Genomic DNA, 11,727 nt, shown 5'->3' on the forward strand with positions numbered 1-11,727 from the left:
CCTCTGCGCATCGCGATGGATGGGGCGAGAACGCAAAAGATGCGCCGGGGCATGACTGACCAGCACTGGGTGACGTTCGGAGGATTTGCGCAGGGTGGACGAATTTCGGAGGTCCCAGGGCAAAATGAGCGACATAGGGAGTGTGGAAGTCGCAGATGTTCGCGTTGATCAAGTTTTCGCCGCTTTTATCGGCCCGCAGGCCTCGGCCATTCCGCGCCTTGCCTGCGTCGGTGATATTGCTGGGGGGGCTGGTTTTCAAGACGCTTCCGGCGTCGGCTTCAGAAGACTCCCTCAAACCCGAGCCACCCGTGTCCGAATCCGCGCCGGGAATCCGACAGAATCCGGAAGACCCGTCGTCTCGCTTGCTTTCGGAGCGGGACTACCTGGAGCCGCAGGTGCCCGTGGTCCTGACCGTCTCGCGTCTGCCTCAGCGGCTTGATGAGGTTCCGGGCGCTGTCACGGTGATTGACCGCGAGACCCTACGCGCCAGTGGAGCGCGTGACGTGGCCGATCTGCTGCGCTTGGTGCCGGGCTTCTCGGTTTCCAACTCGTTCGAAGAAGGCGCGTCCGCAGGCAGTTACCACGGTTTGAGATCCACTTTTCCGAACCAGATGCAATTGTTGGTCGATGGTCGTTCCGTGTATTCCCTCCATCTGGGCGGCAGCGTGGGGCCAGGCTTGCAGACCGTGGCGCTGGACGATATCGAACGCATTGAAATCTTCCGCGGCCCGAACTCCGCCACCTACGGTGCGCGGGCGTTCAAGGGCAGCATCAACATCATCACCCGTGATTTGGTGGACACGCAGGGGGTGATGGTCAGGCTCACGCGGGGCGTAGGCGGCGATGGCGCGGGCATCAACGATTGGGGCGTCCGATTTGGCGGTGTCGCGGACAGCGATCCCGCGTCCATCGTGGGTGATCAGGTGTCTGGACTCGGGTTCACCGGTTGGCGGTTGAGCGCGGACCGGCGGTTGGACGACGGCTTGCAAGGTGCGGGAGGCCCTGTGGAAGTGCGGCGCGTTAACGCCCGCGCGGATGCCTATGTCAGCCAACAGGACCAACTGAGTTTTCGGGCCGGGCAGAGCTGGATCGAAAGCTGGATCGGCGAGCATTACGATTTTCCAGGGTTGCACACCAGGGGCATGACAACCTCCTATGCGCAGGTGGACTGGAATCGCAACCTGGACGTCAACGCCGATCTGTGGATTCAGTTCTCGCACACCGATGAGCAAGTGCTCGAGCGCGAGCGCGGAACCATGCCCTATCCCCCGCAGGGCTCGGATGGGCAAGGCGTCCTGTACGACCGCAGTGGGCGCACGAGCAGCACCAATCTGCTGGCCCAGCAGACCCGGCGTCTCAGCCCGGCGTTGCGCGGTGTGTGGGGTGCTGAGTTGCGTCGTGAGACCTCGGACTCCTACGCCCTGTATGCCACCTACCAGCCTTATGTGGAGGATTTCGCCCGATTGTTCGGCAATGTCGAATGGCATTTCGCCGACGATTGGTTGCTCAATGCCGGTGCCTTGATCGAGCACAGTAGCCTCGTTGAGGAGAACGAATTGGCGCCTCGCCTCATGCTCAATTGGAACGTCGGGAAAACGGGCTCGGCCACGCACACGTTGCGCGCGGGCGTCTCCCGGGCTTTCCGTCCAGCGAGCATGTTCGAGCGCGAGGCGGATGTGCGCTACCACGACCCGCGGACCGGACAGGAAGTCGGCTATGAATACGACGCGGCCCTGGGAGACCCGTCGCGTCCCGAGCGTGTGGACAGCGCGGAGCTGGGCTGGTTGGCGGATGCTGGCACGGCGTTTAGCTTCGACTTGCGCGTTTTCCAGGAAAGGGTGCGTGGCGTCATCGTCGATCGCCGCGCCAGCAAGATCGGAGGGCAGTTGGCCAGGCGTGGCAGGGTGTTCACGTACGTCAACGGCGAGGATTTCGACCTTCAAGGGGCGGAGGCGCAACTGATCTGGCAACCCTGGCGTGGCGCGCAACTGCGCTATGCCCACGCACAGTTCACAAGCGACCAAGTCATAGGCCGTTCGGAGCAGCCGGTTTACCGAAGTCACAGCCTGCTCTTCACCCAACGTCTTTCCAGAGGCTGGAGCTTCAGCCTCTGGGACTACTACATGGACGAGCGAATCTATCCGAACAATATCGAGGTCGCTCCCCCACACAGTCGGGTCGACATGCGGGTGGCAAGGACATTCAATTGGGGCTCTGGCAAGGACGTGAGGCGGCAAGCGGAGTTGGCCTTGACCCTGCAAAACATCGACGGTGCGGACGCGGACGACGTGCCAGAGATCCGCTACCAGCGTCGTGTTTTTCTCACCCTGGAACTGGGATATTGAACGGCCGTGTGGAACTGGCGCCCCCATTCTCACGGCCTTGCGGCTGTCCAACACCAGCGGCATGGCAAGCTGATCGTGCTGTTCTGGATGGCGCAGACCTTGCTGCCCGTGGGCGCGCAACCTGCTGCCGCCCCCCAAGCCCCGATCTCCACGTCGCCTGCGGGTTCCACGGTGGTCGCGGTGTACAGCGGTACCGGCGAGGCTTATGAGCAAGCCGCGCAAGCCTTTGAGAAATCTCTGTCTCAGGCCTTGCGCCAGGACGGCAAGGTGGCTGTCTTTGCCCGGTCGAACGTACCGGCTGATAACTTGCCGCTTACACCAATGCAGCCACCACCTCGGCTTCACATCGCCCTTGGCGTTCAAGCCTGTGCCCAATTGGCTCGACAGACCCTGTCCGCGCTCGCTGGCGCCCCGGTGCTGTGCACCTTGTTGCCGAGGCAGAGCTTCGAATACCTGATGCGCGAGGCCGGTCGCCGTGCTGGACCGGAGTTTTCCGCCCTGTACTTGAACCAACCCTTGGCACGTCAATTGGACTTGATCCGCTTGGCCCTGCCGCAGGCCCGTCGGGTTGGCGTGCTGGTGGGCACGGTGCCTGGGGCACTGCAAATGGAGGAGCAACTCGCCGAGTTGGCGCGTGAACGTGGTCTGCGCTTGGTCAGCGCGCGCCTCGGAGTCAATGACCCCATTTTCCCTGGCTTGAAGCAGGTCCTGGACGAATCCGACGTGCTGCTTGCCATGGCGGACCCGCAAATCTACAACAGCCACACCATCCAGAACATCCTGCTGGCATCTTTCCGCGCCAAGGTACCGATGCAGGCGTTCTCGCCAGCGTACGTCCGCGCGGGTGCGCTCCTGGCTTTGTACGCCACACCGGAACAAATCGGCGCGCAGGTGGCCTTGCTGGTTCGCGATGCCCTGACCGAACAAAATGGAAAAGCGCGCGGCTTGGGGCTGCCGCAGTACACGCAATGGTTCGAAGTGAGCGTGAATGCGCACGTGGCGCGCTCTCTGGGTTTACAACTCGACGCCGCGGACCTGGCCGAACGCCTGCGCCGTCTGGAATCCAGAGGGGGGCAGGAGCGCAAGTCATCGGCGTGGCCACTGGATTCCTCACACCACCTTGCGCAGACCGGTGCGCAAGAGGAGAGTCGGTGATGCTGAGCCGCAGTCGCTTTATCCTGCCGCCAATCCTGGCCCGTTTCTGCGCGACCCATCTTCGTCCGTGGTTGCGGCGCCTGATTCCCTTCAGACTGCTGCGCGACATCCGCGCCCGCATGGCTGTTGCCGCCATGCTGCCGGTCACGCTGGTGACCTTGGTGCTGTCGGCGGTGTTTCTGACCGGCCGTTATGACGATCTTGATGAGGCTCATCAGCAGTGGACACGTACGCTGGCGCGCCAGTTGGCCAGTGCCAGCGAGTACGGACTGTTTTCCGCCAATCTTGAAAACCTGCAAGCGTTGACGACCGGCGCCTTGCGTGAATCGGGCGTGCGCATGGCCCTGGTGCTGGACCCCCGGGGACAGGTGTTGGCCGCATCTGGCGGTGCCCGCGTCGATCCCAGCACGCTCGCGCCGCGCGTCGTCATGCGGCTTGAGGACCTGTACCTGCCTCCCGATCTCTTGCCTCTGTCCGGCCGTGAATGGCGCTGGATCGATCCCTCCAGCGCCGACGAATTCCTGGTCCAGCCCGTATGGTCTTCCCGCCTGCGCCTGGATGAGGTGTACGAGGGCGAGGGAATCGCCATGGATCTGGGCACGCCCAGCGTGCTGGGCTATGTCATGGTGGAAATCTCGCGCGAGGTCGTGGCCGAGCGCAGCCGTTTCATGCTGGGCATCGGCTTGGCCGTGATGGTGGGGGGGCTCTTGCTGGGCTTGTTGATGGCCTGGGCTTTGGGGCGAGGCGTCGTGACTCCCGTGCTGCGGGTGTCACGCATGATCGGACGCATTGGTGCAGGTGATTTGTCCGTGCGCGGTGAACTCCGGCCCGATGACCCGCTGCGCGAGCTTCAGGCGGGGCTCAACCAGATGGCGCAGCGTTTGCAAACGCACCACGAGGAACTTGAGCAGCGCGTGGCCCAGGCGACCACGGAGTTGCGAGCGCGCAAGGAGGAAGCGGAACTGGCGACGCAAGCCAAATCCCGCTTTCTCGCGGCGGCCAGTCACGACCTGCGCCAGCCCATCCACGCGCTGGGCATGTTCGTGGCACGTCTCACGCAGCTGCCTCATGATTCGGAAACGCGTCGCCTGATTGGCAATCTGGAGGCCTCGGTCCGCGCCATGCAGGACCTGCTGGACGCCTTGCTCGACGTCTCTCGTCTGGACGCCGATGCCGTGCAGGCCCAGATTCGGCCAGTTCCTCTGCCCCCGTTGCTCGCCCAACTGCGCGGTGCACTGTTGCCGGTGGCCCAAGACAAGGGCCTGCAGTTCAGGGTGCGTCAGCCCCGCGACACGGAGCTCTGGGTCCATACCGACCCCGCGCTGCTGCACCGTATCCTGCTCAATCTTTTGAGCAACGCGCTGCGCTACACCGGGGAAGGTGGGGTGTTGCTGTCGTGTCGCGCCCGCCTGCCCAAGGGCGGTGAGTCCGTGGCCTGGGAGAGAGGGGTGGTGCTCATCGAGGTTTGGGACACGGGCGTGGGCATCGCGCCCGAGCACCAGGAGGACATTTTCCGGGAGTTCTATCAGATCGGTAACCCCGAGCGGGATCGCGCCAAGGGCTTGGGTCTCGGGCTGAACATCGTGCATCGCACCGCCCGTCTGCTCGGGCATCCTCTGCGCCTGACGTCTCGGCTGCGGCGGGGTACCCGGTTCACGCTGGAGGTTCCTCTCGCGCCAGAAGGGGAGCGTCAGTTCGTTCCGCCCACCGTGGAACCCGCGCGTGCGCCCGATGATCTGCGGGGCTTGCGTGTGCTGGTGATCGAGGATGACGGTGCGTCAGCCCAAGCCTTGGAAGATCTCCTGCAGTCCTGGGGCTGCGCTGTGGCCGTGGTGGATGGCTTGCGCGACGCGCTGTCGGTCATCGACGATGGCTTCGAGCCGGATGTGCTGCTGAGCGACTACCGGCTCCGCGCCGGTGAAAACGGCATGTGGGCCGTGCAGGGTCTGCGCCAGCACATGCGGCGGCAGGCGGGATCAGCCCAGTACCTGGATCGTGACCTGCCCGCAGCCTTGATGAGTGGCGACACGGACCCTGATTTGATCCAGCTGTGCCGTGAAATCAGTCTTCCCCTGCTGCACAAGCCCGTGCGACCCGCCAAGTTGCGCACCTTGCTGCGTCGCCTGAGCCGCCATCAACCCTTGGACATGTGATCTGCCCAGTTACTCATGCCCAATTGGGCATGAATGGTTTAGAGCCCATTTTCCGAGGACAGCCCGGGATCTTCCATGCGGGGGTAGTAGCCGTGCTTGCGCGCGGCCAAAACCGCTTGCGTCCGGGTGGCCACGCCGAAGCAACGCAGGATGTTGCTGACGTGGTTTTTCACCGTTTCGTCTGAGAGGTCCAGCAGGCGGCCGATTTCCTTGTTGGTCAGACCGTCCAGGAGCAATCGCAGAACTTCTTCCTGCCGGGGTGTCAGGGCGGGAAGAGCTGGTGCGGGCGCGGGTGTCGCGGGTGAACCACCAGCGAGCACCAGTCGCGTGACGGAGAGCAGCTCATCGCTCATGCCCGATTTGGTGAGGAAGGCGGCCGCGCCACGTTCCATGACCTGTTGGCGCACCCGCGGATTCACGGAGCCCGACAACATGATGATGGGCAAGTCGGGATGGCGGCGCGCAAAGACGTCCAGGGCCTCCAGTCCGTTCATGTCCGGCAGGTGGTAGTCCAACAACACCAAGTCGAGGTCAGTTTCCTTGGCGAGCTCAAATGCTTGGGCGCAGGAAGCCGCCTCAAGCACTTGAAGTGGTTCCGCTACCGGGGTTTCAACCGGGCAATCAGGCCCTGCTGCACAAGCGGTGGTATCGAGTCCTCGCAGGACTTGGCGCAAACCTTCTCGGATCAGGGCGTGATCGTCAACGACGAGAATTTTCAAAACGGACTCTCTTGTGCGCAGTATTCGCATTTGGAATAGTCCTATTTTGCGACAAACGCCGACTGCGCATGGTCACCTTCCATTTTTTGGTTGTGCGTCGCGGGGGTGCGGCTTGTGCTGCGCCGCCCGGAGGCCAGCGGCCGTGGGCCGTCTAGTGCTGCTCGGTGGGTGAACGCAGGGAATGTTGCATTCCACCGACACACAGTCGGGCATCGCCCCACGAGCCCGGTGACACGGGCGTTGATTTTTTGCGCACGGGCGCGGTTGAGCGCCGCTGCCAGTTGGGGCGTGCGCCAGAGCTGATTTCCTGGCCTGTGCCAGGATCGCGCTGTCGGTCGCGTGCGGGTTCTGACAGAGCGAAGAGAAGGGGGCGTTCGGGCTTGTCGCACCGACGCCTGCCCCGCCCGCCGCTTCGGGGCGGGCGATGACGGGGCTCAGCTCAGCCGTGGAATTTCACCACCAGCGGCACGATGAGCAGGGCCACGATGTTGATGATTTTGATCAAGGGGTTCACGGCTGGGCCGGCGGTGTCCTTGTAGGGGTCACCCACGGTGTCGCCAGTCACGGCGGCCTTGTGCGCCTCGCTGCCCTTGCCGCCGTGGTGCCCTTCCTCGATGTACTTCTTGGCGTTGTCCCAGGCCCCGCCCCCCGTGCACATCGAGATGGCCACGAACAGGCCGGTGACGATCGTGCCCATCAGCAGCCCGCCCAGGGCCGCCGGGCCGAGGACCAAGCCGACGACGATGGGCACGACCACCGGCAGCAGGCTTGGGATCATCATTTCCTTGATGGCTGCACCGGTGAGCATGCTCACGGCGGCGCCGTAGTCAGGCTTGCCGGTACCGTCCATGATGCCCTTGATGTCGCGGAACTGGCGCCGCACCTCAACGACGACCGCACCCGCCGCACGTCCCACGGCTTCCATGGCCATGGCGCCGAACAAGTAGGGAATCAAGCCGCCGATGATGAGGCCGATGATCACCAGGGGGTCTGAGAGGTCGAACTTGACGCTCTGGCCCAGGGTGTCGAGCTTGTGCGTGTAGTCAGCGAACAGCACCAGGGAAGCCAGGCCAGCCGAGCCAATGGCGTAGCCCTTGGTCACGGCCTTGGTGGTGTTGCCCACGGCGTCCAGCGGGTCGGTGACGGCGCGCACGCTGTCGGGGAGGTTGGCCATTTCGGCGATGCCGCCCGCGTTGTCGGTGATGGGGCCGTAGGCGTCCAGCGCCACCACGATGCCCGCCATCGAGAGCATGGCCATCGCGGCCACGGCCACGCCGTACAGTCCCGCCAGCGCGTAGGACACCCAGATGGCCGCGCAGACGAAGAGCACTGGCCAGGCCGTGGAGCGCATGGACACGCCCAAGCCCGCGATGATGTTGGTGCCGTGGCCTGTCGTGGAGGCTTGCGCGATATGACGCACGGGGCTGTACTGCGTACCGGTGTAGAACTCGGTGATCCAGACCAGCAGGCCCGTGAGCGCCAAACCCACGACGCAGGCACCGAAGAGCTTCATCTGCGCGCCGGTGCCACCCAGGGCGTTGTCAGGGATCAGCCATTGGGTCACGAAATAGAAAGCGACCAGCGACAGCACGCCAGCGACGATCAGACCTCTGTAAAGCGCTGGCATCACGTTCTTCATGCCGGGCTTGGCCTTGACGAAGAAGCAACCGATGATGGACGCGATGATGGAGACCGCGCCCAGGGCCAGCGGGTAAAGCACGGCATTGAGCGGAGCGGCAGTCACCAGCAGCGCGCCCAGCACCATGCTGGCGATCAAGGTCACTGCATAGGTCTCGAACAGGTCGGCCGCCATGCCAGCGCAGTCGCCCACGTTGTCGCCCACGTTGTCGGCGATCACCGCTGGGTTGCGCGGATCATCCTCCGGGATGCCGGCTTCGACCTTGCCCACGAGGTCGGCGCCCACGTCGGCGCCCTTCGTGAAGATGCCGCCGCCCAGCCGCGCGAAGATGGAAATCAGGGAGGAACCAAAGGCAAAGCCGATCAGCGGGTTGAGCAACTGAGCCAGTGACCGCCCTTGCACGGGCGTGCCATCACCGGCCAGGAGCCAGTAGAACGTGGTCACGCCCAACAGCCCGAGGCCCACGACCAGCATGCCGGTGATCGCGCCACCTCGAAAGGCCACGTCCAGCGCTGGGCCGATGCCTTGCGTGGCGGCCTGCGCCGTGCGCACATTGGCGCGCACCGAGACGTTCATGCCGATGAAGCCGCAGGCGCCTGACAGCACCGCACCCACCACGAACCCAAGTGCCGTGGTCGGGTCCAGGAAGAGGGCGATCAGCACGGCCAGCACCACGCCCACGATGGCGATGGTCTTGTATTGCTTCGCGAGGTAGGCCGCGGCACCGGCCTGGATGGCGGCGGCGATCTCCTGCATGCGGGGGTTGCCGGGATCCTTGCCGAGGATCCAGCTGCGCGCCCAGATGCCGTAGGCCACGGCAATCAGACCGCAAATGAGCGCCAGTATCAGTGCACTGTTGCCTGTCATGTCGAACTCCTCTGTGATGTTGTGAGTGGACGCGTGAGGGGCGGCAACGCGAGGCGGGGCCGCCGCTGCGTTGCTTCCTCGCCGCGCCGCCGCCCAGTGAGCAGAGGCATGACGATTGGCCAACGCGACCATTCTGGGGGGCGGAGTGCGCCGGTAGAATCGGGGTTACTCCTGACGCAACCCAAGGAAACACAAAGGAAATCATGGCTCTCGACAACGTCCCCGCCGGCAAGAACATCCCCGAAGCCTTCAACGTGGTCATCGAAATCCCGATGAACGGCGATCCCATCAAGTACGAGGTCGACAAAGAGACCGGCGCCATCTTCGTGGACCGCTTCATGAGCACGTCCATGCACTACCCCACGAATTACGGTTACGTGCCCCAGACCATCGCGGGTGATGGCGATCCCGTGGACGTGCTGGTGATCACGCCCGTCCCCTTGATTCCTGGCGTGGTCGTGCCGTGCCGCGCCATCGGCATCCTGAAAATGGAGGACGAAGCCGGCGTTGACGGCAAGGTGCTGGCGGTGCCGACGGACAAGATTTTGTCGCTCTACACGCAGTGGCAGAAACCCGAAGACATGAACCCCATGCGACTCAAGACCATCGAGCATTTCTTCGAGCACTACAAGGACCTCGAAAAGGGCAAGTGGGTCAAGGTGCAGGGCTGGGAAGGTCCCGAGGCCGCCAAGAAGGAAATCATGGACGGGGTCGCCGCCTACAAGAAGTCCCTGGCCTGAAGCAAGGCCAGGGCAAGGCACGCCACGGCGGCGCCGTGGCGTGTATCATGGCTGTGCAGCTGTCCGGTTTTCCCGTTTCCTCACCACGGCGCGCAGCGCCCGCCCAGGAGCTTTCATCATGTCCTTCAGCGAAACTCAGACCCACATCGGCGCGATCGCTTCCACGACATCCGGCCAGTACCTGACGCTGCGCCTGGGTGACGAAGATTACGCCATCGATATCCTGCGTGTGCAGGAGATTCGGTCTTACGAGGAGCCCACCCGCATGGTCAATGCGCCGGCTTACGTCAAAGGCGTGGTGAATTTGCGCGGGGTCATCGTGCCCATCATCGACTTGCGCATGAAGCTGCAACTCGACAAGGTGGCCTACAACGAGTTCACGGTGGTCATCATCCTCAACGTGCGAGGGACCGTGATTGGCGTGGTGGTCGATTCTGTCTCCGACGTGGTGACGCTTTCGGCAGACCAAATTTCTCCCGCGCCGCAGTTTGACACCACGCTGGACGCGCGGTTCATCACTGGCCTCTCCAACGTGGGTGATCGCATGCTGATCATCATGAACATGGAGGCGCTGATGGGCAGTGCCGAAATGGGGATGCTGTCCTCCGTTTCGGGCTGACGAACAGGGCTCGAATAGGCAAAGCACAAGGGCGCTGATCGGCGCCCTTTTTTCATGTTTTTTTCTTGACAGGCTGCCGATGTGGCACGGCCCACACATGATTTCTGGCCCCTTTTTTGCATGAATCTGGCGGTCGGGAGATGTGTGACATTCCCGGGGAAGCTGCAAATCCGGCAATTGGCATGGGGCGGATATTGACAATGACACAGAGCAAGAAAACAAACATCCAGAGTTTCGGATCGCGCATGCCCATCGGCATGCGACTGGGGCTGGCTTTTGCCTTGCTGCTGCTGATCATGGCCACCGTGGCGGGTGTCGGCATCTGGCGCTTGAATACGCTCAAGAATGCCAGTGAGAAGGTCTCGACCCTCGAGATGCGGCGCAGTCTGCTCGCCGAGCGCTGGGGGGCTCTGATCGAGCTGAACTGGACCCGGGCCGAGGCAGCGCTCAAGACGAGCAACGGTTACTTTCGTGATCAGCTTCAGGATGCGATCAACGTCACCTCCAAGGCCATCAGCGCCGACCAGGAGGAGCTGGAGAAGCTGCTGGCCGGTGACGAGCAGGGCCAGACCCTGCTGCGTGACGTCGCGCGTCGGCGCAGTGAATACGTCAACGCGCGGGCGGCACTGATCAAGCAGCAGCAGGCCGGCAAGGATGTGCTGATCGCGATCGACAGCGAATTGCAGCCCTTGGCAGCGTTGTACCTGCGCGATGCGCGCAAGGTGGCCAAGTACACCAGCCAGATGCTGGTGGATTCCCAGACCGAGGCCCAGGCGAATGCATGGCAAAGTCAGATCATCCAGATCGTTGGCGCCGTGACGGCGATACTGGCGGGCATCGTTTTGGCCATATTGGCCACGCGTTCCATTGTTCGTCCGGTGCGGCGCGCTTACGAGGTCACTCAGCGCATCGCCGAGGGGGATCTGCGCTTGGATGACCGTCAACGTGCTGCCTTGCTCAAGGGTGCCGATGGGCATCTTGCCAACCAAGCCCCCAGCGCGGATGAAGTGACGCATTTGCTGCGCGCTCTGTTGCGCATGCAGCAGAACTTGTCCAGCATCGTGGGCCGGGTTCGCTTGGGCAGCGAGTCGGTCTCGGTGGCCAGCGTGGAAATCGCCCAGGGCAACCAAGATCTGAGCGCGCGCACCGAAAACCAAGCGGCCGCTCTCGAACAAACCGCCGCGTCAATGGACGAATTGGGCAGCACGGTCAAGCAGAACGCGGTGAATGCCCAGCAGGCCAACCAGCTTGCGCAGAGCGCCTCGACCGTGGCCGTGCAGGGTGGCGAGGTTGTGGCGCAGGTGGTGGGCACCATGAAGGGCATCAGCGAGAGTTCTCGCAGGATTTCCGACATCATCAACGTCATCGACGGCATTGCTTTCCAGACCAACATCCTGGCCTTGAACGCGGCGGTCGAAGCCGCTCGCGCGGGCGAGCAAGGTCGTGGCTTCGCCGTGGTGGCGGGCGAGGTGCGCGCGTTGGCGCAGCGC

Annotated in this window: 8 protein-coding genes; 6 read left to right on the forward strand and 2 right to left on the reverse strand. The window is 63.5% G+C overall.

What is annotated here, in order from left to right:
• Positions 1–308: 308 nt before the first annotated feature.
• The 3 genes from HGR_RS02745 to HGR_RS02755 are packed head-to-tail and all read left to right on the forward strand — an operon-like array spanning position 309 to position 5,653.
• Positions 309–2,345, forward strand: a complete 2,037-nt coding sequence (locus HGR_RS02745) for a TonB-dependent receptor plug domain-containing protein (RefSeq protein WP_237701361.1) — start codon at positions 309–311, stop codon at positions 2,343–2,345.
• Positions 2,346–2,351: 6 nt separating this feature from the next.
• Positions 2,352–3,500: an ABC transporter substrate-binding protein gene (locus tag HGR_RS16705; RefSeq protein WP_006296547.1), complete on the forward strand. Its 1,149-nt coding sequence runs from the start codon at positions 2,352–2,354 to the stop codon at positions 3,498–3,500.
• Complete coding sequence (locus tag HGR_RS02755; protein ID WP_006296548.1) at positions 3,500–5,653, forward strand: hybrid sensor histidine kinase/response regulator; 2,154 nt, start codon at positions 3,500–3,502, stop codon at positions 5,651–5,653. Before HGR_RS16705 ends, HGR_RS02755 begins: the two co-directional genes overlap by 1 nt.
• A gap of 38 nt (positions 5,654–5,691) precedes the next feature.
• Here HGR_RS02755 and HGR_RS02760 read toward each other — a convergent pair whose 3' ends face one another.
• Both HGR_RS02760 and HGR_RS02765 read right to left on the reverse strand, forming a co-directional pair.
• Positions 5,692–6,402 carry a response regulator transcription factor gene (locus HGR_RS02760; protein WP_081463419.1) on the reverse strand — a complete coding sequence of 237 codons (711 nt, stop codon included), beginning with the start codon at positions 6,400–6,402 and terminating at the stop codon, positions 5,692–5,694.
• Between the two features lie 409 nt (positions 6,403–6,811).
• Positions 6,812–8,878, reverse strand: a complete 2,067-nt coding sequence (locus HGR_RS02765; protein ID WP_006296550.1) for a sodium-translocating pyrophosphatase — start codon at positions 8,876–8,878, stop codon at positions 6,812–6,814.
• Positions 8,879–9,081: 203 nt separating this feature from the next.
• Here HGR_RS02765 and ppa point away from each other — a divergent pair, with 203 nt between their 5' ends.
• The 3 genes from ppa to HGR_RS17940 all read left to right on the forward strand — a co-directional run.
• Entirely contained in the window at positions 9,082–9,618 is a 537-nt protein-coding gene (gene ppa / locus HGR_RS02770) for an inorganic diphosphatase (protein WP_006296551.1), read from the forward strand.
• Between the two features lie 118 nt (positions 9,619–9,736).
• The gene (locus HGR_RS02775) at positions 9,737–10,237 is read left to right on the forward strand and encodes a chemotaxis protein CheW (RefSeq protein WP_006296552.1); all 501 of its coding nucleotides are present in this window, start codon (positions 9,737–9,739) and stop codon (positions 10,235–10,237) included.
• Between the two features lie 200 nt (positions 10,238–10,437).
• Positions 10,438–11,727: methyl-accepting chemotaxis protein (locus HGR_RS17940; RefSeq protein WP_006296553.1), on the forward strand; the 1,290-nt coding region annotated here is incomplete at its 3' end.

It is taken from the genome of Hylemonella gracilis ATCC 19624 (assembly GCF_000211835.1).
Classification (GTDB): Bacteria; Pseudomonadota; Gammaproteobacteria; order Burkholderiales; family Burkholderiaceae_C; genus Hylemonella; species Hylemonella gracilis.